Source organism: Phycicoccus sp. M110.8, from assembly GCF_032464895.1.
GTDB lineage: Bacteria > Actinomycetota > Actinomycetes > Actinomycetales > Dermatophilaceae > Pedococcus.
Genome location: NZ_JAWDIC010000001.1, coordinates 1,175,521 through 1,199,923 on the forward strand (window position 1 = coordinate 1,175,521; position 24,403 = coordinate 1,199,923).

General features: G+C 70.4%; 23 protein-coding genes and 1 tRNA gene. 5 read left to right on the plus strand and 19 right to left on the minus strand.

From position 1 onward, the window contains the following. Nucleotides 1-129 precede the first annotated feature (129 nt). The 3 genes from RKE38_RS05500 to RKE38_RS05510 are packed head-to-tail and all read left to right on the plus strand — an operon-like array spanning nt 130 to nt 3,697. On the plus strand, nt 130-1,902 hold the full coding sequence (locus RKE38_RS05500) for a chloride channel protein (RefSeq protein WP_316006440.1): 1,773 nt from the start codon (nt 130-132) through the stop codon (nt 1,900-1,902). Between the two features lie 2 nt (nt 1,903-1,904). Then, nucleotides 1,905-2,885 (plus strand): cytochrome c oxidase assembly protein, encoded by a 981-nt coding sequence (locus RKE38_RS05505; RefSeq protein WP_316006441.1) that lies wholly within the window; start codon nt 1,905-1,907, stop codon nt 2,883-2,885. Next, nucleotides 2,882-3,697 (plus strand): SCO family protein, encoded by an 816-nt coding sequence (locus tag RKE38_RS05510; protein ID WP_316006442.1) that lies wholly within the window; start codon nt 2,882-2,884, stop codon nt 3,695-3,697. The genes RKE38_RS05505 and RKE38_RS05510 overlap by 4 nt, the downstream gene beginning before the upstream one ends. Nucleotides 3,698-4,238: 541 nt before the next feature. Here RKE38_RS05510 and RKE38_RS05515 read toward each other — a convergent pair. From RKE38_RS05515 to RKE38_RS05565, 11 genes are all read right to left on the minus strand, one after another. After that, nucleotides 4,239-5,279, minus strand: coding sequence for an SIS domain-containing protein (locus tag RKE38_RS05515; protein WP_316006443.1), 1,041 nt, complete (start codon nt 5,277-5,279; stop codon nt 4,239-4,241). Further along, on the minus strand, nt 5,276-5,974 hold the full coding sequence (locus RKE38_RS05520; protein WP_316006444.1) for an N-acetylmannosamine-6-phosphate 2-epimerase: 699 nt from the start codon (nt 5,972-5,974) through the stop codon (nt 5,276-5,278). Before RKE38_RS05520 ends, RKE38_RS05515 begins: the two co-directional genes overlap by 4 nt. After that, nucleotides 5,971-6,894: an ROK family protein gene (locus tag RKE38_RS05525; protein ID WP_316006445.1), complete on the minus strand. Its 924-nt coding sequence runs from the start codon at nt 6,892-6,894 to the stop codon at nt 5,971-5,973. Before RKE38_RS05525 ends, RKE38_RS05520 begins: the two co-directional genes overlap by 4 nt. A 2-nt stretch (nt 6,895-6,896) precedes the next feature. Beyond that, nucleotides 6,897-7,832 (minus strand): dihydrodipicolinate synthase family protein, encoded by a 936-nt coding sequence (locus RKE38_RS05530; protein ID WP_316006446.1) that lies wholly within the window; start codon nt 7,830-7,832, stop codon nt 6,897-6,899. Between the two features lie 13 nt (nt 7,833-7,845). After that, the gene (locus tag RKE38_RS05535) at nt 7,846-8,919 is read right to left on the minus strand and encodes a Gfo/Idh/MocA family oxidoreductase (RefSeq protein ID WP_316006447.1); all 1,074 of its coding nucleotides are present in this window, start codon (nt 8,917-8,919) and stop codon (nt 7,846-7,848) included. Continuing rightward, a complete protein-coding gene (locus RKE38_RS05540) occupies nt 8,916-9,959 on the minus strand; it encodes a Gfo/Idh/MocA family oxidoreductase (protein ID WP_316006448.1) in 1,044 nt (347 codons plus the stop codon). Before RKE38_RS05540 ends, RKE38_RS05535 begins: the two co-directional genes overlap by 4 nt. After that, nucleotides 9,956-11,098, minus strand: coding sequence for a Gfo/Idh/MocA family oxidoreductase (locus tag RKE38_RS05545; RefSeq protein WP_316006449.1), 1,143 nt, complete (start codon nt 11,096-11,098; stop codon nt 9,956-9,958). Before RKE38_RS05545 ends, RKE38_RS05540 begins: the two co-directional genes overlap by 4 nt. Further along, nucleotides 11,095-12,150, minus strand: a complete 1,056-nt coding sequence (locus tag RKE38_RS05550) for an ABC transporter ATP-binding protein (protein WP_316006450.1) — start codon at nt 12,148-12,150, stop codon at nt 11,095-11,097. The genes RKE38_RS05545 and RKE38_RS05550 overlap by 4 nt, the downstream gene beginning before the upstream one ends. Further along, entirely contained in the window at nt 12,147-14,111 is a 1,965-nt protein-coding gene (locus RKE38_RS05555; protein WP_316006451.1) for a dipeptide/oligopeptide/nickel ABC transporter permease/ATP-binding protein, read from the minus strand. Before RKE38_RS05555 ends, RKE38_RS05550 begins: the two co-directional genes overlap by 4 nt. Beyond that, on the minus strand, nt 14,108-15,070 hold the full coding sequence (locus RKE38_RS05560) for an ABC transporter permease (RefSeq protein WP_316006452.1): 963 nt from the start codon (nt 15,068-15,070) through the stop codon (nt 14,108-14,110). Before RKE38_RS05560 ends, RKE38_RS05555 begins: the two co-directional genes overlap by 4 nt. Nucleotides 15,071-15,148: 78 nt before the next feature. Next, nucleotides 15,149-16,786 carry an ABC transporter substrate-binding protein gene (locus RKE38_RS05565; protein WP_316006453.1) on the minus strand — a complete coding sequence of 546 codons (1,638 nt, stop codon included), beginning with the start codon at nt 16,784-16,786 and terminating at the stop codon, nt 15,149-15,151. 281 nt (nt 16,787-17,067) lie between these two features. Between RKE38_RS05565 and RKE38_RS05570 the strand changes: the two genes are divergently transcribed. Next, nucleotides 17,068-17,805, plus strand: coding sequence for a FadR/GntR family transcriptional regulator (locus tag RKE38_RS05570; protein WP_316006454.1), 738 nt, complete (start codon nt 17,068-17,070; stop codon nt 17,803-17,805). Nucleotides 17,806-18,162: 357 nt separating this feature from the next. Here RKE38_RS05570 and RKE38_RS05575 read toward each other — a convergent pair whose 3' ends face one another. The 4 genes from RKE38_RS05575 to RKE38_RS05590 form a co-directional block, all read right to left on the minus strand. After that, nucleotides 18,163-19,119: a YeiH family protein gene (locus tag RKE38_RS05575; protein ID WP_316006455.1), complete on the minus strand. Its 957-nt coding sequence runs from the start codon at nt 19,117-19,119 to the stop codon at nt 18,163-18,165. Between the two features lie 345 nt (nt 19,120-19,464). Continuing rightward, nucleotides 19,465-19,540 (minus strand) — tRNA-Ala (locus tag RKE38_RS05580). A 184-nt stretch (nt 19,541-19,724) separates the two neighbouring features. After that, nucleotides 19,725-20,567, minus strand: coding sequence for a zf-HC2 domain-containing protein (locus RKE38_RS05585; RefSeq protein WP_316006456.1), 843 nt, complete (start codon nt 20,565-20,567; stop codon nt 19,725-19,727). Next, nucleotides 20,564-21,076, minus strand: a complete 513-nt coding sequence (locus RKE38_RS05590; RefSeq protein WP_316006457.1) for a sigma-70 family RNA polymerase sigma factor — start codon at nt 21,074-21,076, stop codon at nt 20,564-20,566. Before RKE38_RS05590 ends, RKE38_RS05585 begins: the two co-directional genes overlap by 4 nt. Before the next feature lie 138 nt (nt 21,077-21,214). On the opposite strand from RKE38_RS05590, the gene RKE38_RS05595 reads away from it, so the two are divergent. Beyond that, on the plus strand, nt 21,215-21,679 hold the full coding sequence (locus RKE38_RS05595; RefSeq protein ID WP_316006458.1) for a DUF2231 domain-containing protein: 465 nt from the start codon (nt 21,215-21,217) through the stop codon (nt 21,677-21,679). Between the two features lie 69 nt (nt 21,680-21,748). Here RKE38_RS05595 and RKE38_RS05600 read toward each other — a convergent pair whose 3' ends face one another. The 4 genes from RKE38_RS05600 to moaC are packed head-to-tail and all read right to left on the minus strand — an operon-like array spanning nt 21,749 to nt 24,390. Next, nucleotides 21,749-22,774: a hypothetical protein gene (locus tag RKE38_RS05600; RefSeq protein ID WP_316006459.1), complete on the minus strand. Its 1,026-nt coding sequence runs from the start codon at nt 22,772-22,774 to the stop codon at nt 21,749-21,751. A 10-nt stretch (nt 22,775-22,784) separates the two neighbouring features. Further along, the gene (locus tag RKE38_RS05605) at nt 22,785-23,465 is read right to left on the minus strand and encodes a GNAT family protein (protein ID WP_316006460.1); all 681 of its coding nucleotides are present in this window, start codon (nt 23,463-23,465) and stop codon (nt 22,785-22,787) included. Further along, nucleotides 23,465-23,944, minus strand: a complete 480-nt coding sequence (locus RKE38_RS05610) for a MogA/MoaB family molybdenum cofactor biosynthesis protein (protein WP_316007602.1) — start codon at nt 23,942-23,944, stop codon at nt 23,465-23,467. The genes RKE38_RS05605 and RKE38_RS05610 overlap by 1 nt, the downstream gene beginning before the upstream one ends. Before the next feature lie 14 nt (nt 23,945-23,958). Further along, nucleotides 23,959-24,390: a cyclic pyranopterin monophosphate synthase MoaC gene (moaC, locus tag RKE38_RS05615; RefSeq protein ID WP_316007603.1), complete on the minus strand. Its 432-nt coding sequence runs from the start codon at nt 24,388-24,390 to the stop codon at nt 23,959-23,961. Between the last annotated feature and the right edge of the window lie 13 nt (nt 24,391-24,403).

The window sequence follows — 24,403 nt, forward strand, 5'->3', positions numbered from 1 at the left end:
GGCCGCCCGACACGTGGACGAATTTGTGTTGACCGTGGCAAGTATTGCATCATGCAATTCATGTCCGATGCCACCATCAGTCCTCTTCCGGCGCCCACCGCGAGCTCGGGTCGTCGTCGACTGGCAGGCATGTCGGGCAGCCGACTGGGCGCCGCCGCCCGCACCTCGAACGCGGGTCTCCTGGCACTGTCTCTGGCCGTCGGGGCAGCTGCTGCCGCCTTCGCGGTGCTCTTCCGGTGGCTGATCCGGACGTTCACGCTGCTGTTCTCGGGACACGCGGACTATGCCGGCGCTGCCGGCGCCGCCCACCCGTCACTGCCAGGGCTGGGTCGCTGGTTCGTCATCGGCGCACCGGTCGTGGCCGGTCTGCTCTACGGCCCCCTGGTGCACTTCTTCGCCCGGGAGGCACGCGGGCACGGCGTGCCCGAGGTCATGTATGCCGTGTCGCACCGTGGGGGCCGGATCGCACCCCAGGTGGCGGCGGTCAAGGCACTGGCGTCGGCACTGTGCATCGGCGGCGGCGGGTCCGTGGGACGCGAGGGCCCGATCGTGCAGATCGGCTCCGCCCTGGGCTCAACCCTCGGCCGCGTGCTGCGCGTCCCGGAGGTGCGGCTGCGCGTCCTCGTCGCCTGTGGGGCAGCGGCGGGGATCGCGGCAACCTTCAACGCACCTCTGGCCGGGGTGTTCTTCGCGATGGAGCTGATCCTGGCCGACTTCACCGCCCAGGCGTTCGGCATGGTCGTGCTCTCCTCCGTCGCCGCCAGCGTCATCGGGCGCGCAGTGCTGGGCGACACGCCCTTCCTCCGCCTGCCGTCCTTCACGGTCCAGCACCCGTCCGAGTACCTCCTCTTCGCACTGCTCGGCCTGCTCGCGGGCGGGGTGGGCGTGGTGTTCACGAAGGTGCTCTACGCGATCGAGGACCTGTGCGACACCGTGTGGCGCGGCCCCGAGTGGCTGCGCCCGGCAGTCGGCGGAATCGTGCTCGGGCTGCTCCTGCTCGTGCTCCCCCAGATGTACGGCGTCGGCTACCCCGTCCTGGGCAACGCCGTGGACGGCCGCTACACGGTCGCCTTCCTCCTGCTGCTCCTGCTCGGCAAGATGGTGGCGACCAGCCTCACGATCGGCATCGGGGGCTCCGGCGGCGTCTTCGCCCCCAGCCTGTTCATCGGCGCCATGCTCGGGGCCGGGTTCGGCGAGGCCGCCCACACGCTCGCGCCGGGCATCGCAGGTCCGGTCGGCGCCTACGGCCTCATCGGGATGGGCGCGGTGTTCGCGGGTGCGGCGCGCGCACCCATCACGGCCGTGATCATCCTCTTCGAGCTGACCGGCGAGTACACGATCATCCTGCCCCTCATGGCCGCGATCGTGCTGGCCACCGGCATCAGCCACCGCCTCTCGCCGGACACCATCTACACGTTGAAGTTGCGGCGCCGCGGAGTCTCCCTGGCCCGCCCCGAGACCCTGCCGGTCCACCACGGGCCCGTCCAGGTGCGCGAGGTCATGACTCCGGTACCGCAGCCGGTCTCCGAGGACGCCACCCTCGCCGACGTCGCGACCGCCCTCGCCGGCAGCCGGTTCGGCATCCTGCCCGTCCTTGCCGCGAGTGGCGACTACCTCGGGGTGGTCACCGCCCGCGGCGTCTCCGCCGCCCTCGCGGACGGACGACACGACGCAGCAGCCGCGTCGATGGCCACCGAGGTCCCGACCGTCATCCGGGGCAACGACAGCCTCGACGCCGCCGCCGAGGCCCTGTCGCGCGACGACACCAGCGCCCTGCCCGTCGTCGACGACGACGACACCGTCATCGGCTGGCTCGACTACCGCGCCCTCTTCACCGCCCGACGTACCGCCGCCGCGGGGTCACCGACGACGAACGGGTCGGCCACTCCAGAGCAGGTGTGACCGTGGGACCCACCACCGCCGCCCTGATGTGGATGCCGTTGCACCCGCCGGTGCTGCGGACCCTGGTGGCTTGGCACCCTCAGCCGCTTCCGCTGCTGCCGACGCTGTGCGTGGTGGCTTTCCTCGTCTACAGCTGGGGTGTCCTGCGCCTGCGCCGGCGCGGCCACACCTGGCCCGTCGGCAGGTGGATCAGCTTCACCGGCGGCCTCGTCACGGTCGTCGCCGTCACCGGCACCGCCCTCAACGGGTATGCGATGCGGCTCTTCAGCGTCCACATGGTCCAGCACATGGTGCTGAGCATGGTCTCGCCGCTCCTGCTGCTCATGGGCGCGCCGGTCATGCTGTGCCTGCGGGCGACACCGGCACGGGGCGCCGGTTCGTTCCTCAGGCGCACCGTCGTGCGGTGCCTGCACAGCCGGGTCCTGTCGGTGATCACGAAGCCTGCGGTCACGTTGCCGCTGTTCATCGCCAGCCTCTACGGGCTCTACTTCACGCCGGTGTTCGACGCCGCCATGCGGACCTGGTGGGGCCACGACCTGATGCTGCTGCACTTCCTCCTCGTAGGCCTCCTGCTGTTCTGGCCGATCATGGCCATCGACCCCAGCCCACGGGCCACAAGTCCCGTCCTGCGGATGCTCGAGCTGTTCGTGGCGATGCCGTTCCACGCCTTCTTCGGCGTCATCGTGATGACCAGCACGACGCTCCTCGTCCAGACCTTCAGGACAACGCCGGCAGGATGGGGCATCACTCCGGTGGGCGACCAGCAGCTCGGCGGAGGGATCGCGTGGGCGTTCAGCGAGATCCCCACGCTGCTGGTGGTGGCGGTGCTCTTCGTGCAGTGGGCCCGCTCCAGTGACCGCGAGGCACGGAGGTCCGACCGGGCGGCAGACCGGCACGACGACGCCCTGGACGCCTACAACGCCTGGCTCGGCCGGCTGGCACGAGAGGGCAGCACCCCTCCACGTGGACGGGGACTGCGGTGACCACGAGCACGGCGGGCAGTCGTGGCGGCAGCGGGAGGATCGGCGCGCGAGGCCGACTCGCGCCGGCCCTGGGTCTCGTGCCCGCCGCACTGCTCCTCGCGGGCTGCAGCGGTGTCGACGCCGCACCACCGCGCACGCCACCCACGCCGACCTCGGGAACGGTGCTCGACGAGCCGCTCCCGGCCCGGATCGCGAACCTCCCGCTGGTCGACCAGCACGGTCGGCACTTCACCCTCGCCTCCCTGCGTGGCAAGACGGTCGTGCTCGGCGACTTCCTGACCCTGTGCCAGGAGGTCTGCCCCATGACCAGCGTCAACCTCCGCGACGTCGCCAAGGCGGTCCATCGCGACGGCCGGTCCGACGACATCGAGGTCGTGGAAGCGACCGTCGACCCGCACAGGGACACCCCGGCCAGGCTCGCGGCATACGAGAAGCTCTTCGGGGCACAGCAGGACTGGACCCTCGCCACCGGTGGGCAACGCCCCCTCGACGCACTGTGGGCATATCTCGGCGTGTACCACCAGAAGGCCCGGGAGGACGTGTCCCCCGCACCGCGGGACTGGTGGACGGGCGCCCCCCTCACGTACGACGTCCACCACCAGGACGTCGTCTACGTCATCGACGCACGCGGTCACGCCCGCTGGCTCGACGACGGCACGCCGAACACGCTGGGAGAGAAGCCGTCGGGACCGATGCTCCGGTTCCTCAACAACGAGGGCAGGCACAACCTGGCCTCTCCCACTGATCCCTCGTGGACGGTCCGCGACGTCGAGCAGGCCGTCACCTACGTGACCGGGGTACCGCTGACCTGAGACGTCTCCACGCTCCCCGACGGCTGGGCCCTGTCCGTGTCGGCTCACATGGTCGCGACCATGCCACCGTCGACGAGGACGTCGGCTCCGGTCAGGTTGCCGACCGCGTCTGATGCGAGGAAGTTTCATTGCGAAGGCCTCAGTGGCGCACCGCATCGCCTGCCCTTGTGCTCGGGAGACACCCCGCCGGTGCATCCAATGCACCGCGTGAACCTCCGGGAGCACAAAGGGGGCACAAGCAGCCGGCTCGCCGGGAGGGTCGAACTGGACCGTCCTGCGGTCCGCAGAGGCGACGGATCTACAGCCCGCCGTATGCCGCCGCCCACCAGCGGAGACGAAGCTCGCGAGGGAACATCGCCGCGAAATTCGCCATGGATTCTCGACGCCAGTCCGTGTTCCCGCACCACTCCGGACACCGCGTCACCTCTCCTGTCGCGCCCAACGCTCGCGTCGCAACCGCTCTCGAGGCACTGCGTTCGCCCACTATGGGTGACCCACTTCGTTGAAAAAGACGCAGTCCCACCACTTTCCGGGGCCCCGCCTAGAGAGTCTGCGTCACTTTCGAGAGTCCGCGCGGGGAATCTGGGTTATGCCCGCGTGCGACGGCCATTGAGAGGGCGAGGCGTTGGAACGGGATGATCTCGATCAGGGGTGACAGCTCTGGGATCGTGAAGGGCACCTCGACATCTGGGCTTGGCAAGCCGGGGATACGAGCGCCGATGACGTGCACGTCGCCGCCCCGCTCCTTCACCCGGTCCAGGACCGGACCCATCGCCTCCCCTCCCGCACCCGGCGAGAGGGCCGCCAGGACAGGCTGCCCGGGGTCGACCATGGCGAGTGGCCCGTGCAGGAGGTCAGCACCGGAGAACGCCTGCGCACCGAGATAGGAGGTCTCCATGAGCTTCAGTGCCGCCTCACGCGCGGTCGGGTAAGAGAACCCGCGCCCCGTGACAAGCATCCGTTCGGCGAAGCGGAACCGGTTGGCCAATTCCACAACTGCCTCGTCGCCTACCGCCTTCTCCGCCAGCGGCGGCAGTTCGCGAGCCGCCTGCCCGTCGCCACCACGCCAAGCGTCGACGAGCAGCCACAGCGTCAGAAGGGTCGCGGTGTAGGTCTTGGTCGCCGCGACCGCCCGCTCGACCCCCGCCCGCAGGTCCAGGCCGAGCTCCGAGGCGTCCCGGAGGGCCGAGGCGGGATTGTTGGTCACGGCGAGGGTCAACGCCCCACCAGTGCGTGCGGCACGGGTGGAGGCGATGAGGTCCGGCGACCCACCGGACTGGCTCACGGCGACCCACAGCACGTCCTTGGCATGGGGGCTGACCCGGAAGGTGGTCACGGTCGAGGGTGATGCCAGCCCAGCGGGTAGTCCCAGACCGACTTCCACGAGGTACTTGAGGTAGAGCGCGGCATGGTCACTCGTCCCCCGGGCGGCGATCACCACGAACCGCGGTCGGGCGCGCTCGATCTTCTCCGCAACACGCCGGATCTGCGCGGCACTCTCGAGCAGGATGCGGTCGAAGACGGCAGGCTGCTCGGCGATCTCGGCCGCCATGATGGCGCCCAGAGTTGCTGGCTCGTTCACTGGTGCGGCTCCTCGGGGTGGGCCTGCGTCACGGCTTCGGCGAACCAGCCAGTGACGGTGGTGGGGTGGGTGATGGCGGTGCCGACGACCACGCTCCAGGCGCCAGCGCGGACTGCGTCCGCTGCCTGGTTCGGCGTGTGGATGCGCCCTTCGGCCACCACCGGGATCGGCGTGCGCGCCGCAAGCGCGCGCACCATCTCGAGGTCCGGGCCGGCGCCTTTGGCGGTGTATGCCGTGTAGCCGGCAAGCGTGGTGCCCACCAGGTCGGCGCCCGCCGCAGCAGCCCGCATGCCTTCCTCGACGGTCGAGCAGTCAGCCATGACGAGAGCGCTCGTCCGCTCGTGGAGCGCCGCGATCGTGGCGGCGAGAGTGAGTCCATCCGGACGCGGACGTCTCGTCCCGTCTATGGCGACGACGTGCGCCCCCGCCCTGGCCACCGCCAGCGCGTGGTCGAGGGTGGGGGTGATGAAGACGTCGTCGTCACCGTCCTTCCAGAGCCCGATGAGGGGAAGGTCGACCGACCCTCGGATGGCTGTGATGTCGGAGAGTCCCTGCGCCCGAATGCCGGCAGCGCCACCATGTGCGACGGCCTGCGCGACGCGCCGCATCGTCTCCGGGTCACGCATCGGCTCCCCGGGGTAGGCCTGGCAGGAGACCACCAGCCGGCCACGAATGTGCTGGATGACAGCCTTCACGGTGCTTCCACCGGAGCGATCGAGGCGGCCCCCAGCAAGGCGCCGTCGCCACCCAGGGAGGTCGGGCGCACTGTGGTGCCGCGCAGAACCGGCAAGACTTCTGCAGTGAACGCGGCGCGCAGGGCTTGCCACCACGCTCTGCCGAGGCCGGTCACTCCCCCGCCGACGACCACGCTGTGCGGATCCAGCAGATTGGCCATGCCACCTAAGGCGGCGCCCACCGCGCGCCCACCGAGCTCGGCCACGCCGAGGGCCACCTCATCGCCCCGCTCCGCGAGGGCTGCCACCTGGTGCAAGACGACGTCGGTCGCGCCGGCGCGCCGGCCGTACTCGGCTGCAAGGGCCGGACCGGCCGCGACCGCCTCGAGGTGACCACGCCCGCCGCACGTGCAGGCGCGGTCCGCGGCATACACCGAAGGAAGGTGACCGGCATGGCCGGCGACACCATGGGCCCCGGTGAGCACCTCGCCCCTGAACACGAACGACGCACCAACCCCTGTGCCGACGGCAAGGAACAGCAGGCTCGGCTGCCCGGCCCCCACCCCGAACCGGGCCTCCCCCAGGGCGTGGGCGTGCACGTCGTTGACCACCGCTGTGGGCAGGCCCGTGCGGCGGGACAGCTCACCCCGCAGGTCGGTGCCCATCCAGTCACGCAGCACGTCGGTGGACCCGGTCACGCGCCCGGAGGCACTGTCGACGACTCCTGCGCTGCCCACCCCGAGGGCGGCGGGGGTGGTGGCGGCCGACCTCGCGGCGAGGGACTTCACGAGGTCGGCCGCGGTCTGGAGGATGGCGGCAGGGCCGGCCCGGCCTGGTGTGGGGGCGGTTGCGCGGGCCACGACCGCGCCTGAGCCGTCGACGAGGGCTGCGGCTGTCTTGGTGCCACCGATGTCCAGGGCGGCGACGGTGCGGTCGGTCATGGTCAGAGCAGGCCGGCCTCTGCAAGCCCGAGCCGGACACGGTCGGTCTCGTCCTCGTCCAGGGGTCGCATCGGCAGGGAGACGCTGTTGGATTCGATGACCCCCAGCAGTGCCAAGGCCGTCTTGAAGGCGCCCACGCCGCGGGTCGCCCCGGCGGTGGTCGCCGGGTCTGCGGCGTCGACGATGCGGAACAGTCGGGTGAGGCGGTCCTGTTCGTTACGGGCGGCCTTCCAGTCACCGCCGACGCAGGCACGATGCAGGCGGACGTAGCCGTCCGGGTCGACGTTCGCCAGCCCGGGTACCGAGCCGGACGCGCCGGCGAGCATCATGGCGTCGACGACCACCTCGTGACCGGTGAGAAGGCTGAAGTCTGCCGCGGGCGCCTGCTCGCGCACTGCGAGGGCCAGCTGCCGGAACGCGACGTCGTCGCCGCTGGAGTCCTTGACCCCGGCCAGCACGCCCTCGGCAGCGAGTCGGGTGAGCAGCCCGACCGACAGCTTGGTGTGCACGCACTGGGGGAGGTCGTAGGCGAACAGTGGCAAAGCGGTGGACGCGCCCACCGCCCGCAGGTGCCGCTCGACCTCGTGCGGTCCCACGATGGCGTAGAACGGTGCGGTAACGACAACGGCGTCCGCGCCCAGGGTCTCAGCCGCTGCCACTCGCGCCCGCACCCGGGGGGTCGTGGGCTCGATGCACCCTGCCAGAACGGGTACCTGGCCTCCGACTGTCTTGATGGTGACCTCGAGCACCTTGTCGCGCGCCTCGTCCGTGAGGAACACCGTCTCGCCCGAGCTGCCCAGGGCGAACACGCCGTCGACGCCCGCCGCGAGCTGCCGCTCCACCAGCCGCTCGAGGGAGGGGACGTCGACCGCGCCATCGGGGGTGAGCGGAGTGACTGTGGGTGGCACGACGCCGGTGAAAGTGGGTGGTGTGGTCATGGGATTCGTCCTTCTACGAAGTGGGTGGAGGCGGGGACACCTCGGCCGGTTGGCCGGTCGTCACGGAGCGGTACGCCGCCTCGGTGACTGCCAGGGCCGCACGGGCATCGGCCAGGGTGTAGTCAGGTGTGTCACCGGCTGCCAGCTGGATGAGGGTGGGTGCGAGCAGACGGCGCAGGATCGCGTCAGAGCTGGGCCCGTCCACGGGCCGGCACTCGACGCCACCGTCGCCCCGGTGGACGCGGACGGCGGGAAGGTCGTCGTCGGAACTGGCCTGGCCGTGGGAGCCCAGGACCCGCATGGTGGATGTCACCGGGCCGAGGCCAGGAGCGGCGGGGACGCGAGCGAGCGTCACCGTGGCGGTGACCCCGTGGTCCAACCGAAGGGAGCAGACCGCCGCATCCTCGGCGCCGTGGGCGCGGTGCAGTTCGCTGAACAGCGTCGCCGCCTCACAGTGGACTTCGAGGACGTCCAGCCCTGTGACGGTCCGGATGTAGTCGACGGGATAGAGCAGGAAGTTGAGCAACTCCCCACCCCCGGCGAGCGCCGGGTCGACCACGAGTTCGGGACGCTCGACAGACGTCGCGAAGTGGGCCCCACTGGCGTACCACTCGACGTCGACGTGCAGCGGCAAACCGAGGTGGCCGGCGTCGACCCACCGGCGCACGCGTTGTACGGCCGGGCTGAGTGACCGGTTGACCACGCCGACCGGCGTTCCTGTTTCTCGCGCCACCGCCGCGAGCCGGTCGACCTCTGCGACCGAGACGGCGACGGGCTTGTCGACGAGCGCAGGTATGCCTGCGCGGACGGCCTGAATCGCGAGTTCGGCATGCCGAGTCGGTTCGCTGCAGACGACGACGACGTCGACAGCTCCGGAGCCGAGCAGGTCATCCACCTGGTCGTGGAGAGGGACCCCCATGGCGGCGGCGGCACGCTCGCTGTCGCTGCGTACCCAGCTGGGGGAATGTGCCGGCTCCGCCACACCCACGACCTCGATGTCCGGCTCCGCCGCCAGGATCGCGGCATACGGACCTGCGTGGCGAACGGCGGAGAGGAAGCCGACCCGCACGGGCGGGCGCTCGCTCATCGGCCCTCCCCCGTCGTCTGGGCGGGCTGTCCCGCATCTGCTGGGGCAGTCAGGTCCGCAGGGTGGTCGACCGCTTCCGCCCGGCCGGTCTCGAGCGAGCGTTGTGCGGCGAGGGCGGTGGCGAGCGCCATGCGTACCTCAGGCAGGCGGACCACCGGTTGGGCGCCGCGGACGACGTCGATCCAGTGCGTCAGCTGGGCGCCCATGGCGCCCTCGACCGAGCTCGGCGCGGGGCGCACCCCGTCGCTGATCAGCCCGGGGTCCTGATCGGTGGAGTGGCTCAGGGTGCCCGTTGTCCCGGCAACCACGAGCCGGCGCATCATGTCGGCGTGCTTGCGCAGGGCATAGGAGATCTCGAGCAGGGCCAGGGAGTCGTCGTCGAACCGCACGGTGAGGTGGAAGCTGTCGTGCACGGGCATCTGCGCCGCGTAGCTGGGGAAGCTGCGCGCGAATACCTTCACCGGTGCGCGCTGGAACAGCCACACGGCGAGGTCGAGGCAGTGCGTGCCGTTGTGCACGGGGTGACCGCCAGACCGAGCCGGGTCCAGCTGCCACCCGCGCCAGCCACCTGGCCAGACGTAGCCGGTGTACCAACTGACGTGCACGAGCCGCGGACGGCCGACCTCTCCCGCGTGCAGGGACCGGGCCAGCGTCGCAACAGCAGGCTGGAACCGCACGGTCTGGCCCACCATGAGCGAGGTCGAGCGGGTGGCCGCCACCATGGCGTCGAAGTCCGCAAGGGACAGCGCCACCGGCTTCTCGACGTGGACGTGCTTGCCGGCGCGGCCGGCGCGCAGGGTGAACGGTGCGTGGTCGGGGGTGGCGTTGACGACGTCGACACCTGTGACGCTCTCGTCCTCGAGCACCCGGTCCAGCTCGGTCGTCGCCATCGCACCGGGCGCCAACGCCGCGACCGACTCGGCTCTTGCCAGGTCAGACCCGTAGACGTAGGCCACCCGCACGCCCGGCACCGCGGCCAGGGCCTTGACGTGGTCGCGGGCGATGCTGCCGCTGCCGACCACGGCAACGTTCACGGTCATGCGTGCACCGTGGACCGGGCGGCGTCCCCGAGTGCCACCCGGCCCGCCGCGAAAGCGTCCAGGGCCGCCAGGACCGCCGAATCGGGAAATTGCGTCAGCACACCGTCGCCGGTGGTGAGGGTGTGGACGACCTGATCCATCTCGTGCCGCACGGCCCGCGTCATCCACGACGGGGGCACCGAGGCGCCGTCGTTGTGTCGGTGGTAGGCCTGCTTCGACCTCGCGGACTCCCGCAGCGATTCGTTCGCCGTCGGGTCGTCGAAGACACCCCAGGCGTCGACCTCGTGCCCATCGACCACGTGCCGCACGGTGGCCGTCTTGAAGTCCACCTCGAGCGCCGCCTCCGTGCCGGTCACACGGAACGACCAGGCCGAGGCGTGCGCGGAGGTGGACAGGTCGTGGAACCCCACAGCGCGGTTGGGGAAGAGCATGGTGGTCCGGGTCACGGTGTCGAGCTGGTGTTCCGCGACCCTCACCGGCGCACCGGAGAGGGACACGACCCGCTCCGGCCTGCCGCCGAGGAACCAGCAGACCAGATCGAGTTCGTGCAGCTCGTGCAGCAGTTCACCGCCGCTGCGGGAGGGGTCGAGCTTCCACCAGTCCCCCGCGCCGTCGGGCACGTGTACCACTCGGGTGCGGGTGCCGGTCGCCTCGAGCAGCTCTCCTAGCTCACCGGAGGTAGCCATCCGGTGCATGCGCAGCACGCCGGGCAGGGTGCGAAGCACGTGGCCGACCATGAGCAGGCGCCCGGTACGGGCAGCCGCGGTGGTCAGGGCCATCGCGTCATCGGCGGTGATGGTGAGGGGCTTCTCGACGAAGACGTGTTTGCCGGCCTCCAGCGCCGCGAGCACATGGGCCGCATGCAGGTGGTTGGGTGTCGCCACGAAGACCAGGTCGACATCGGAGGACGTCACCTGTGCCAGGTCGTCGACGGCCTGCGCGTCCAGCCTCGCGGCCAGCGACGTCGCCGAGGAGAGGTCGCGGTCGGCCACCAGCTCCACCTGGATGTCTGGGTGGCGTGCTGCTTCGTGCGCCAGGATCGATCCGAAGAAGCCTGCGCCCAGGGCGGCAGCGCGGATCTGCGGGACGGGCATGGGCGGGTCCTCCTGGAGTTGCGAGTACGGGGTCGTCGAGGTCATGAGGGACGGATGCTTTCTTCAGGTACGTCTCCGGCTCCGGCGAGCTGGTGGTGGCACCGGACCATGTGCCGGGGGCTCATGGCGAGCACGTCCACTGGTGGCATCTCCTCCGCGCACGCGGCGGTGGCTTTCCAGCAGCGAGGATGGAAGGGGCAGCCCGACGGTGGGGTGACTGCCGACGGGACGGGTCCGGACAGCGAGATGGGGTGGATCTCGTCCAACAGGCTGGGCGTGGCTGAGAACAGCGCTTGGGTGTAGGGGTGCCTGATGTCCTCGGGGCCGTTGTCCCCCGGCAGCTCCTCCACGATCCGGCCGAGATACATGGTCACCACGCGGTCGCTCATCCGCCGGACGGTCTGGATGTCGTGGGAGATGAAGACCATCGAGAGGCCGAGCTGGTCCTTGAGCTCCAACAGCAGGTTCAGCACCTGGGCGCGCACCGAGACGTCGAGCGCCGAGGTCGGCTCGTCGGCCACGAGCAGGGTCGGGTCGAGGGCCAACGCGCGGGCGATCGCCACGCGCTGGCGCTGTCCGCCGGACAGCTGTGCGGGCAGGGCGTCGGCAGCGCTGTCCGGCAGACCGACGAGCTGCATGAGCCCGCGCACGCGCTCGACCCGGCTCCGGGGCGTGCCCACGCGGTGCACGGTGAGGGGGTCCTCGAGGATCTTGCGTACCGGCAGGCGCCGGTTCAGAGCGGTCGACGGGTCCTGGAAGATCATCCCCACCGCGCGCCCGAAGTGACTCCGCCGCTCGGCCGCCGGCATGCTCCACAACGACCGACCATGGAACAGCACCTCACCCTCAGCGGGTCGCTGCAGGCCGACGATGGTGCGGGCCAGAGTGGACTTGCCGCAGCCGGACTCACCGACGACGCCGACGGTCTCTCCCGCCTCGACCTGGAGGTCCGCGCCGGTGAGGGCGTAGACCGTGTCCTTGGCGAAGAGGCGTGCGCCGGGCACGAGGTGCCGCACGTGGACGTCGCGCAGGTCGAGCACTGGGGCGCCGGGGCGAGTCTGGGGCTCGTTGGCCCGGTGCTGGGTCAGCGAGCTCATGCGTTCGCCTTCTCTCGGGTCGGGGTGTCCAGGTCGGCCACCGGGTGGTGGCACGCCACGAGGTGGGACGCGACGGTCACGACCGGCGGGGCCACGTCGTGGCACTGTTGGGTGGCTGCTGGACAACGGTCGGAGAACCTGCAGCCGCGCGGGAAGTGAGCGGGTGACGGGACCACGCCGGCGATCTGCTCGAGTTCGACCGAGCCCACCTCGAGGGACAGCACCGAGGAGAGCAGTCCGCGTGTGTAGTGGTGTTGGGGCGCCCCGACGATCCGGTCCACCGCTCCGCTCTCGACGACGCGTCCGCCGTACATCACGACGACGCGATCAGCCACGTCCGAGACGAGGGCCAGGTCGTGGGAAACGAGGAGCAGGGCGAAGCCGAGCTCGTCCTTCAGCGACAACAGGAGCTTGATGACCTGCGCCTGGACGGTCACGTCGAGGGCGGTGGTGGGCTCGTCGGCGATGACGAGTCCGGGGTTGCGCGACAACGCCATGGCGATGAGCACGCGCTGCCGCTGACCTCCGGACAGCTCGTGGGGGTAGGCCTTGAGGGTACGTGCGGGGTCGAGGTGGACCAGCTGGAGAAGCTCAGTCTCGGTCCTGGTGCCGCCACGGCGCACGAACTGGTGGAGCTGCTGGCGGATGGTCATGGCCGGGTTGAGGGAGGACAGCGCGTCCTGGTAGATCATGGCGATCCCACGCCCCATGACGCCCCGGCGCTCCTTGGCTGACATGCGCTGGAGGTCCTGGTCGCGGAACCAGATTTCGCCGCCCACCACGGCACCACGGGGCTCGAGCCCGAGGATTGCCAGCGACGTCAGTGACTTGCCGCAGCCGGATTCACCGATCAGGCTGACAACCTCTCCCGGCCGCACGTCGAAGCTCACGCCGTCGACGACGTTGACGCCGTCATGCCTCCCCGGGAAGGAGATGGTGAGGTCGCGCACCTGCAGCACCGGTGCAAGGTTGCTGCGGTCAACGAGCCGCTGCCGGATGCGTGCCGCGGTGGCGGTCGTGTCGGGTAGGACGAAGCTCGAGCGGGCTGCGGGCGTCGTCTGCGCGCCGCTCATCGTCCTGTGGACGGCCTTGGCGGCCTTGGAGGCCTTGGCCGAGGGTGCGGCGAGCGCGTCGGAGATGCCCTCGGACAGCACGTTGAGGGCTACCACGGTGAGGAAGATCAACAGGCCGGGGAAGGCGGTGGCCCACCACCCGCCGAGTAGCAGCAGCTGCTTGCCGTCCGCGATGACGTTGCCCCACGAGGGATCGGGTTGTTGCACTCCGGCCCCGATGAAGGACAAAGAAGCCTCGAAGACGATGGCATCCGCCACGAGGACGGTGCAGAAGACGAGGACGGGAGCCGCACAGTTGACGGCCACGTGACGAGCGAGGATGTATGGCGTGCGAGCACCGATGATCTGCTCGGCCGCCACATAGTCCTCGCCGTACTGGGCCATGACGTTGGCCCGGACGATTCGCGCCACCATGGGCATGTAGAGGAAGCCGATGGCGGCGACCAGGACGGGCAGCGCCCGCCCGAACACAGCGACGAGCACTGCCGCAAGGGCGATGCCGGGGAACGCCATGACGACGTCCAGCACCCGCATCATGACCTCGTCGGCGGCTCGGGGGGCGGTTGCCGCGATGGCGCCCACCACGGCACCGACCGCGAGCGCCAAGGCGGTGGCGCCGAGGCCGATGGCGAGTGACCAGCGGGCACCGTGCACCAGCCTGGAAAGGATGTCGCGGCCCTGGATGTCGAGGCCGAGCAAATGAGCCGCGCTCGGCGCCTTGTCGGCCGTCACGGACTGGGCGTTCGGGCTGGCTGAGAGGAGCATCGGTCCGAAGACCGCCGCCAAGACGATGAGCGCCACGATCGCGAGTGACACCCAGCCGGCCGGCGTCAGCCTGCCCAGACGCAGGCCCGGCGTCTCCAGTCGTTTGGTCAGTTGGGCTCTCATGGCCGGGCACTCCTCAACCGCGGGTTGGCCAGCAAGGACAGGATGTCGACGCCTAGGTTGACGACGACGAAGCCGAGGGCGATGGTCAGGACGGCACCTTGGACCACGGCCGGTTCGTTGTTCTTGACTGCTTCGATCATCAGCTGGCCCATGCCCGGCAGGTTGAACATCTGCTCGATGACGACCGCGCCGCCCATGAGGTAACCGATGCGCAGGCCCAGCACGTTGAGCGGGTTGATGAGGGCGTTGCGCAACACGTTTCGGCCGACCACCACGATCGGGGGCAGGCCACCACCCCGGGCGGTGCGGACGTAGTCACGGTCCAGCTCCTCCACCATCGACGTACGGATGATGCGGGTCATCTGGGCAGCGATCGGCATGGCAAGGGAGACGGCTGGGAGCGTCATGGTTCTCAGCCACCCAGTGAACGAGTCCGCTGGATTGACGTATTGGCTCGAAGGGAAGATGGGGTGGTCGATCGCGAACCACTGGACCAGCAGGAGCGCAACCCAGAAGGAGGGTGCCGCCACCCCGACGAGCGTCACGACTCGAACCACCTGGTCGACCCACCGGTCCCGGTGGATTGCGGAGAGGGTGCCCAGCACGAGCGCGAGGACCAGCGCGATCAGCAGGCCGAGGAAGGTCAGTTGAAGGGTGAGGGGCAGCGCGGTCGAGATCATCGAAAGCACGCTCTGGCCGGTGGCGAGGCTGCTACCCAGGTGGCCATGAGCGAGGAGCCCGAGGAACGAGATGTAACGGACCACGAACGGGCGGTCCAGGCCGTGCTCGTGGCGGAACTGGTCAAGCTGGTCGGCGGACACCGGTGCGTCGGCGAATACGGCCACGGCCGGGTCGGTCTTGGAGAACTGCATCACCGTGAAGACGAACAGGGTGATACCGAGAACCAGCGGGACCAGGGACAGCAGCCGCCGGCCGAGAAGACGCAGGACGAGGGTCACGGCGCCCCTCCTTTCCGGGGATCAGGGTCTTGCTCACGGGGATGGCGCCCCTGGGTGAGGGGCGCCATCCCCTGTTGTTCAGACCGCGGACGTGGTCTTCAGCAGGTTGACGCCCGGAATATCGAGCGGCGTGACCGACGTGAGCTTCTTGGGGTCCCACGAGGTGAAGAGCTGCATGTGCATCACCGGGTAGATCACACCCTCGTCCGCGATGGTGTCCATCGCCTGGTCGAGCAACGCCTTGTGCTTGGCCTGGTCGGGCTCGCGCTGGGCGGCGGCGAGCTGGGCGTCGAGCTTCTTGTACTCCGGCGTCTGGCCCCACTTGTTCCACGGGAGGAACGGGGTGGACGGGGAGTAGAACCAGCGGATGTTGAGGTCGGCGTCCGCCCCGAACTGGTTCGGGTTGCCCGAGAAGGTCAACACGTCCGCGGGCTCACCCGCCGCGACGGCGGTGTTGAACGCGGCAGTCTCCCGTACGTCCAGCGTCGTCGCGACGCCGATGGCCTCCCACGACTCCTTGATCGTGTTGACCGCGATGGCGGTCCAGGAGATGTTCGTGGACAGCAGCCTGAGCTTGAGGTTGGTGACACCGGCCTCCTTGAGCAGGGCCTTGGCCTTCTCAGGGTCGTAGGTGTACTGCGTCGCGGCCCGGTGGAACTCGGGGCTGGCCTCATGCAGGAAGCCGGTGGCAGGCGTGCCCTTGCCAGCGATCGCCACGTCGATGAGCTTCTTGGTGTCGATGGCCATGCGCAGTGCCTGCCGGACGCGCTTGTCCCCGAACGGCTTCTTGCTCGTATTGAAGGCCAGGCCCAGCAGGTTCATGCTGTCGACGCCCTGCACGGTCAGCCCACGGCCCTTGATGGCGTCGATGTTGGCTTGCGGGATGTTGTCCGAGATCTGCACGCCCCCAGAGGTCAACAAGGCGATCCGGGCCGCCGCGTCCACCGAGACGTTCCATTGCATGGTCTCGAAGGACGGCTTCAGCGACCCGTTGTACTTGTCATGGCGAGCGAACTTGGTGAATGAGGTGTCCTGGTGGCCGGCGACCTTGTACGGCCCGGAGCCCAGAGCGTTGGCCCCCGACTTGAAGAAGTCGTCGGGCTTGGACTCGAAGTGGTGCTTGGGCACGATCTTGAGGATGGAGAACCGCTGAAGGGCTGCCGCGAAGGGGAAGGCGAGGGTGAGCTTTACCGTGCGGTCGTCCACCTTGGTGGCGCCGGTCAGCCAGCTGGCGAAGAACGCATTGGTGAGGACCTTGGCGTCCTTGGACAGGATGCGGTTGACGGAGTAGATGACGTCGTCGGCAGTGACCGGCTTGCCGTCGTGCCACGTTGCGCCATCACGAAGTGTGACGGTCCATTCGGTGGCCTGGGTGTCCTTGGGCAGTTCGGAGGCCAGCGCGGCGAACGGTTCGCGGGTTCGGGGGGCGGCGTCCCAGAGCGGCTCGTACACGTGCTGGTGGGCTGCCATGGCGAAGGCTGAACCGGTGTTGTGCGGGTCCCAACTGCTGTTGTTGTTGTAGCCGATGGCCACGTCCACGTGGCTGCCCTTTGCGCCCTTGCCGATGCTTCCGCTCGACGCAGGTCCGCTGCAGGCCGCGATCGAGGCGCTGAGCACCGCGCCCAGCGAAAGTCCCCCAGTGACCTGGAGGAAACTACGGCGACTGAAACCGGTGCTGGCCCAGGTGACGTCGCCCGACGGCGACTGCGTGTTCATGCTTCAGAACCTCCAAAGACAGGCGGAACGATGGTGGGCGGCGAAATCAGACATCTGACGTCCTATCCCGGGCGACTCTTCCATAAGGAGGGGACCGGAGACAAGGGGTGCCACGAACTTGCTCTCGCATCCACTGGTCTTCCGGCAATGGGCGGCCTGATATGAAGCGGTCGGTTCCTCGGCAGCCTCCTGGTCCTCGCCCGTGACCCACTACCGTCGGATGCGTACTACCAGTATTGTCATCTGATGTCTGACCAACGGCTACCACCTTCAGGGGAACCATGACGACCGACCAAACTCCGCTGACGCCGATCGTCCCCGTGGCATTCGGGCAGCGACGTCAGGAGGTGGTCGCCCGGATCAAGGACTACATCGTCGCCAACAGCCTGAAGCCGGGTGACCCGCTGCCGACCGAGACGGAGCTGTGCGAGGCCATTGGGGCCAGTCGCTCCAGCGTTCGGGAGGCCGTCAAAACCCTGGCCGCCCTCGACATCGTCGAAGTCCGCCATGGCCACGGCACCTTCGTCGGCAGCCTGTCGCTCGCTGCGCTGGTGGAGAGCCTGGCATTTCGTGGCCTGCTGAGCGGCGAGGACGACCACCGAGTGCTCGGTCAAGTGGTCGAGGTCCGCCAGACCTTGGAACAGGGGCTGAGCAGCCAGATCATCAACAACACGACCAGGGCCGACCACGCGCGACTGCTCGACCTGGCGCAGGAGATGGTGGAGCGCGCTGACCGTGGAGAGGACTTCCTCGAAGTCGACCGCCAGTTCCACCTCAAGCTGATGGAGCCGCTGGGCAGCGACCTGCTCCTCCAGCTGACGGAGGCCTTCTGGCAGGTGCAGGCGATCGTCGCCCCGACCCTGCGCCCCGAACCGCCAGCGCACATCCTCACAGCAAGACTGCACGTGGCAATCGCGGAGGCCATCGCTCAGGGCGACGAGTCAGACTTGCGGACCGCGATAGCCGACCACTACGCGCCCGTGCGAAGCGCTATCGCACAAGCCCACCGGCGCGGGTAACGGCGCCCCCGTGGGCCGGGATGCAGCAGGGCGCTGGCGGGACGGCCGCTACCGCCCACCTCTTTGCCTCAACAAGGCATCTCGCAGCGCGACGCGGCACCGCCTGAAGGCAGGTGCCGCCTCGCGGTCTTGCAGGGACTGCCGCCGGGCCGCCCGGGAGGAACCGCACGAAGATCAGAACGTGGGCTTGCTCCTCAGCATCTGCTCGAGCAGCACGTGATCCCAAGCGGTCTCACACTCGATTCGGTAGGCACCTGCACGGAAGCCACGAGCGCCGACGAGTCGGGTCCACAGCCGGGAAGCCTTGTACCGCGCGGTGGACCGGATCCGCCGGCGCGAGGCGTCAGGCGACAAGGCTCACCCCCGCGAAGGCGACCGATGCGACGACGACAGTGGACGCGGTCGCCAGCGCGAACGGACGCCATCCCAGCGAGCGGAACGCGGCCAGCCTGACCCCGGTTCCGAGCGCGAACATGGCCGTGGCCAGCAGGAAGTCCTGAGCCTGGTGCGCCAGTCCCAGCGCCGTCGTGGGCAGGATCCGGTGGACCGAAACGCGACCATGGCCAGGAACCCAAGGACGAACAGCGGGATCAGCGGCGGACGTTTGGTGATCACCTCTCCACGTGTCGGCCCGGACAGACGCCGCACCACGCTGATGGCCATGAGGGTGGGAGCCAACATCAGCACGCGACCGAGCTTGACGACGACGGCGACAGTCAACGCTGCGGACGATACGGCGCCGCCCGCCGCAACGACCTGCGCCACCTCGTGGATGGGAGCACCGGCCCACAGACCAGCGTCCGTGTCCGAGAGCCCAGCGGCCCGTCCGAGCAGTGGCACGACCGGAATCATCAGTGACCCGAACAGGACCACAAGCCCGATGGCCGTGGCGACTTCTTCTTCCTCGGCCTCGACGACGCCGTCGGCCGCGGCCACCGCGGCAGCCCCGCAGATGGAGAATCCACACGCGATCAGCAACGCCTGTTTGGCACCGACCCGGAAGACCCGTCCCAGCCCCACTGAGGAGAGCACGCCAACGGCCACGACCGTGACGATGACGCCGACCATGCCGCCCCCCAACCCGAGGATGTCCTGGAAGGCGACTTGCAGTCCCAGCAGGACGACTCCGGCGCGCAGCGCCTTGCGTGCCACGACAGCAACGCCGGGCGCCACCCGCCTCAGCATCTCGGCCACGTTGGCAAGCAGGACTCCCAACACGATGGCCCAGACCAGTGGCCCGATGCCGTGAGTGGCGCGGGACCCGCGGCACGCCCGCACAGTCCAGCAAGGGTGGCCAATCGGGCCTTCCTCCATGCGCTGCAGGCCGGCCGCCTACGCGCCCCGCCAGGACGGCAGCCCCTTCTGGGCTGAGCTCGCCATGCAGCGGCTCGCGATCATCATCACTAGTTCGCCGACGGATCGCGGGTGTCGGTTAAGGGTCGACACGATGCCAGGGCTGCTGCTGGCCATTGAACTTGCACGCCGCTCCTTCGCACCTTCGGGCGCCGTCAAGCAGAGTCAGACGCACATGCCGCTGCATGTGGAGGCATGGAGTGCATCCACCGACTTGTGCCACACCGGGGGCACAAGCCAATGGGTCAAATAGCAACACCCTGTGTCCATCCTGCGACGTTTCCGCAGTTCAGACCCGGTGTCCTTTGGTGGAGCTGAGGGGATTCGAACCCCTGACCTTCTCATTGCGAACGAGACGCGCTACCAACTGCGCCACAGCCCCTTGATGCGGACGAAACTGTAACACCAGCCCGGCACCGGCGAGAAAACGGCCCACCGTTGCCGAGCCGGGCGGTCACCGGCGCCTTTGCCGTGGCACCCACCCTGCGTTGCCCCAGCCTCCGGGGCAACGCAGAGCACCGACGAGACGACGTCCGCACAGGCCCTCGGCGACAGCCGCACCCACATCAGCTCAGGCGCGCCCGCATCACCGTGGCGCCGTCCGTCACGCGGCGGATCTCCACGGCGCCGATACGGCCGACGGGCAGGTCCGAGCGCCCCACGGGACGCATCACGCGGTCGGGCCGGGCGGTCCAGGCGTGCAGCTCCGTGGCCGCCCCGGAGCGGTCGACGACCCAGATCGCGTATGCGACGCCGTCCTCACCCGGGTACCGACCGTCCGACGCGCCTGAGGTGGAGTCCGCGGAGGACCGCGCGTACTGGCACTCGACCCGCAGCTCGGTCCCGGACGCGACTGGCACCACGTCGACCACCGCCGTCATCAGCGACGGCTGAACCGGGGAGAAGGCCAGTCGCGCGGCCCCGGCGCCTCCGGCCACACTGCCGCCACCGGTCGAGGTCGCCGTCGCCACCGGGCCCGGCGAGCGGTCCCCTAGAACGGCCGACACGGCATACCCCGCGAGCGCGCCGAGCACCACGGCGGCGGCGAGCCCGAGCGCCACCCACCTCGGCGCACGGGCCGTGACCGGCAGCGCGCGCAGGGGTCTCGGCGCGGACCTCGGCACGGAGCCCCGCCCGGGCCCCCGTCCCGACTCGCCGTCGCGGGGCAGTACGGGCATGAGCGACGACGGCGGCTCGGGCCACTCGCCGCCCTCGGCCTCGTCCAGCGCCAACGCCTCACCCGGGGGCACCTGGGCGAGCAGACCGGGGACTCCGGCGAGCTCGGCCACCGCGGCCTGGCAGCGCGGGCACCCGGCCAGGTGAGCCTCGTACTCCACGCGCTCGGGGCCGCTCAGGGCACCCAGGACGTAGGCGGCGTCCCAGTCGGCGTATGCGTCGGTGCCGGTCACGAGCCCGTCACCCCCTTCTCCTGCAGCACCAGGCGCAGGCTTCGCAGCCCGTAGTGCAGGCGGGACTTGACGGTGCCCTCGGGCACCCGCAGCTCGGCGGCGATCTCCGCCACGCTCCTTCCCTCGTAGTAGGCGGCCGTGATGACCTGGCGGTGGTCACGCGACAGGCGGGACAGGCCGTCGGCGACCAGCCAGCGGTCGAGCACCTCGCCGGTCCGGTCGGCCTCCCCCGGGTCGAGCAGGTCGGCGCCGGTGAGCTCGTGCCGCGCGGCCGCGCTGCGCCACCGGTCCACCACGAGGTGGCGCACGACGGTGAAGAGCCACGCCCGCGACTGCGGGTCCGGGCGCTCGAGCAGGCCCGGGTCGCGCCAGGCCCGCAGCAGGGCCTCCTGCACGAGGTCCTCGGCGACCTGCGGGTCACGGGTCAGCCGCAGCGCGAACCGCCACAGCTCGGCGGCGTGCCGGTCGTGCAGCCCCTGCAGCACGGTCTCCCGCTGGTCCGGTTCCACCGCCTCTCCTTCACCCTCGCCCACGATTGTCGCGGTGGTGCACCGCGCTGGGAAGGACGAGACAGGGCCGCGTGTGGTTCACCACCTCCGCGGCCTGGCTGCCCCCGGCGCAGGGGTCGCGGTGAACCGAACGCGTGCGTGCCACGTTCCCCCGGCATGGAGATCAACGGCCTGCCGGCACACCCCCTCCTCGTCCACCTCGTCGTCGTGCTCCTGCCGCTCAGCGCGGCCGGCGGCATCCTGGTGAGCACCTGGCCGGCGGCCCAGCGCAAGCTCGGTCTCCTCGTGCCGCTCGGCGCCGTCGTCGGCATGCTCGCCGTCCCGCTGACCACCCGTGCCGGACGCGACCTGGCCCGCCACTTCGGCAACCCGCCGTTCATCGCCCAGCACCAGAACTACGGCAACCAGGTCCTGCCGTGGGCGATCGCCCTCGCCGCCACCACGACGCTGCAGTGGCTCGTGCTGCGTCGACCCAGGACGACCACCTCGAGGGCGCTCCGGGCGGCGCTGGGACTGGCCGTGGTCGTCAGCGCGGTCGGCACCGTCGTCATCGTCGTGCTCACCGGTGACTCCGGCGCGCGCGCCGTCTGGGGCTCCCGCTAGGCGGGGCCAGCCGGGCCCAGGCGCTTCGTCGGCTCCAGATGCCTCGTCGGCACCGGGCCCCGGTTGGGCTCAGGCGCCGGCGGCGCGACGGACCGGCTGCTCGTCCTCGACGGGGGCGTACTCGGTGTCCGCGTCACCGACCAGGTCGGCCGAGGTGGGTGCGGGCCGGGTGACCCGGGCCTTCATCGTGTAGGTCGGGCGCGGGACCGGCACCGGGTCCCAGGTCAGCGGGATGTCGTCCTCGTCGACGAGCGGCCGAGCCGGGACGACGAGCTCCTCGACCGGCGCAGCAACCTCGACGGGCCCCGCGGACCGGGTCGCGTGGGCGGCCTCGACCGCCTGCACGTCGTAGAGCTCCGCCCCCCGGGCCACAGGTGAGCCGGCGACGGCCTCGACCGCCTCCTCGATCTCCTCCATGCCCTCGACCCGAGGAGTCGCAGCGACACCAGCGGGTGCAGCGGCACGAACGGGTGCAGGGACGCGAACGGGTGTGCGCGACTCCGCACGCTTCTGCGCCCAGCTCTCGGACGCGTCGACCGCACGCCGCTGCGGGCGGCCGGCGGCGCGGCGAGCGCGCTGCTCGGCCCGAGCCGAGGCCCGCACCCAGCCGAATGAGCCCGCGATCGACAGCACCGGCACGAGCAGCGTCCACAGCGGCAGCAGCGACAGGGCCAGGAGGGGAAGGGTGACGACAGCGGTGGACAGCGCCCCGAGCATGACCAGGGCGCGGGTGCGCCGGACGGACGCGGCAGGACGACCCGCCTGCTCGCCCTCGCGGGGGCCGCCTGCAGCCTCGGCGTGGTCGTCGGAGTGGCCGGAGGTCGCCGGCACCTGCGCGGAGGAGGCCGCACGCCGCAGGAGCAGCTGGCTGTATGCCGCGTGGGCCGTGGTCGCGGGCGCGTCCGAGCCGCCGGCAGCGGACGTCACCGGCTGCGGGTTGCGGCGCTCGAGGACGCGCATCGACTCCGAGAACTGGTCCACCGACTGGGCCGTCGCGAGGTGCTCGCGCCGACGGACCCAGTACTGGATGAAGTAGGCAGCCCAGACACCGATGATGACCACGAAGATGAGACTGCTGAGACCGCCTGGCTGCACGGAGAAGACGTTAGGTCTCGCTCGGCTCCCCTCCGGGGAGGTGGGGCGGTGTGTCGCCAATGTGGCGGATGTGATCAGTGTGAATCCGCTCCAGGTACCGCTCGAGGAGGCTGTGCCCACCCAGGTCCTCGGTGGTCAGCGCGAAGGTCCGGTGGTCGCGCCAGGACCCCGAGATGTGCAGGTATGCCGCGCGCGTCCCCTCGTCGCGGAACCCCAGCTTGCGCACGACCGCGAGGCTGCGCGCGTTCTCCGGGCGGATGTTCACCTCGACCCGGTGCAGTCCCATGGTCTGCATGGCATGGTCGCCCGCGAGCGCCAGGGCCGTCGGCGCGACGCCGGCGCCGGCGACCCGCTCGTCGACCCAGTACCCCGCAGCCGCCGACAGCAGCGACCCCCAGGCGATCCCGAAGAGGACGACCTGCCCCACGAGCCGGCCGTCGAGCCGGATCGTCAGCGGCACCATCCGCCCGGCCCGGGCCTCGCCGTTGTAGTGACGGACCAGTCCGGCGAAGGACACCCGTTGCGGCTCGGCCTCGGGCGAGGTCGCCTCCCAGGGCCCGAGCCAGTTGCGGTTGCGGGAGCGAACCTCGATCCACTCGTCCTTGTCCCGGCGGCGCAGGGCGTCGAGCACGAGCGCCCGGCCGCCGGGCGTCTGGCCGTGCAGTTCGATCGGCCAGGCCGACCGGGACATCAGTGGTCGCCGCCCCGGACCTGCGACACGGCGTGCCGCACCACGGGCTCGAGCACCTCGAGCGCGTCGCGGACCCCGCCGCTCGAGCCCGGGAGGTTCACGACCAGCGTCCGACCGGCCAGGCCGGCGACCCCGCGGGACAGCATCGCCGTCGGCACGCCCTTGGCGACGCCGGCCGCCCGGATGGCCTCGGCGATGCCCGGCACCTCGCGGTCGAGGACCGCGCGGGTGGCCTCCGGTGTGCCGTCGGTGGGCGACAGTCCCGTGCCCCCGGTGGTGACGACCACGTCGGCGCCGGACGACAGGGCCGCCGAGAGCGCCTCGGCGACCTCGGGACCGTCGGGCACGACCGTCGGGTCCGCCACCTCGAAACCCCACTGCCGCAACGCCTCGACGACCAGCGGGCCGCCGCGGTCGGGGTAGACGCCGCCGGCCGCGCGGGTCGAGCACGTGATGACGACTGCGCGCCCGAGCGGCATGGCCGCCTGCTCGCTCACGGCCCCTCCACCCAGTCGCCCGAGCGGCCCCCGGACTTCGCGGTGACCCGCACGTCGGTGATCCGCGCGTGCTTGTCCACGGCCTTGACCATGTCGATGAGGGCCAGGGCGCCGACGGCGACCGCGGTCAGGGCCTCCATCTCGATGCCCGTGCGGTCGGCGGTGCGCACCGTCGCCACGATGTCGACTCCGTCGTCGGCCACGGACAGGTCCACCTCGACGGCGTGCACGGCGATGGGGTGGGCGAGCGGGATGAGCTCGGGGGTGCGCTTGACCGCCTGGATGCCGGCGATCCGCGCCACGGCGAGCGCGTCGCCCTTGGGCACCTCCCCGTCCCTCAGCGCCGCCACGGCAGCCGCGGAGAGCAGCACCCGGCCGGCCGCGCTGGCCGAGCGGGCCGTCACCGCCTTGGCCGAGACGTCGACCATGTGGGCCGACCCG

What these genes read in the sequence shown, in the direction of transcription:
- RKE38_RS05500 (WP_316006440.1), top strand. Translation starts at nt 130, where the DNA reads ATGTCGGGCAGCCGACTGGGCGCCGCCGCCCGCACCTCGAACGCGGGT.
- RKE38_RS05525 (WP_316006445.1), bottom strand. Translation starts at nt 6,894, where the DNA reads ATGACCGACCGCACCGTCGCCGCCCTGGACATCGGTGGCACCAAGACA.
- RKE38_RS05530 (WP_316006446.1), bottom strand. Translation starts at nt 7,832, where the DNA reads ATGACCACACCACCCACTTTCACCGGCGTCGTGCCACCCACAGTCACT.
- RKE38_RS05535 (WP_316006447.1), bottom strand. Translation starts at nt 8,919, where the DNA reads ATGAGCGAGCGCCCGCCCGTGCGGGTCGGCTTCCTCTCCGCCGTTCGC.
- RKE38_RS05540 (WP_316006448.1), bottom strand. Translation starts at nt 9,959, where the DNA reads ATGACCGTGAACGTTGCCGTGGTCGGCAGCGGCAGCATCGCCCGCGAC.
- RKE38_RS05545 (WP_316006449.1), bottom strand. Translation starts at nt 11,098, where the DNA reads ATGACCTCGACGACCCCGTACTCGCAACTCCAGGAGGACCCGCCCATG.
- RKE38_RS05550 (WP_316006450.1), bottom strand. Translation starts at nt 12,150, where the DNA reads ATGAGCTCGCTGACCCAGCACCGGGCCAACGAGCCCCAGACTCGCCCC.
- RKE38_RS05555 (WP_316006451.1), bottom strand. Translation starts at nt 14,111, where the DNA reads ATGAGAGCCCAACTGACCAAACGACTGGAGACGCCGGGCCTGCGTCTG.
- RKE38_RS05565 (WP_316006453.1), bottom strand. Translation starts at nt 16,786, where the DNA reads ATGAACACGCAGTCGCCGTCGGGCGACGTCACCTGGGCCAGCACCGGT.
- RKE38_RS05570 (WP_316006454.1), top strand. Translation starts at nt 17,068, where the DNA reads ATGACGACCGACCAAACTCCGCTGACGCCGATCGTCCCCGTGGCATTC.
- RKE38_RS05575 (WP_316006455.1), bottom strand. Translation starts at nt 19,119, where the DNA reads ATGGAGGAAGGCCCGATTGGCCACCCTTGCTGGACTGTGCGGGCGTGC.
- RKE38_RS05605 (WP_316006460.1), bottom strand. Translation starts at nt 23,465, where the DNA reads ATGTCCCGGTCGGCCTGGCCGATCGAACTGCACGGCCAGACGCCCGGC.
- RKE38_RS05610 (WP_316007602.1), bottom strand. Translation starts at nt 23,944, where the DNA reads ATGCCGCTCGGGCGCGCAGTCGTCATCACGTGCTCGACCCGCGCGGCC.
- moaC (WP_316007603.1), bottom strand. Translation starts at nt 24,390, where the DNA reads ATGGTCGACGTCTCGGCCAAGGCGGTGACGGCCCGCTCGGCCAGCGCG.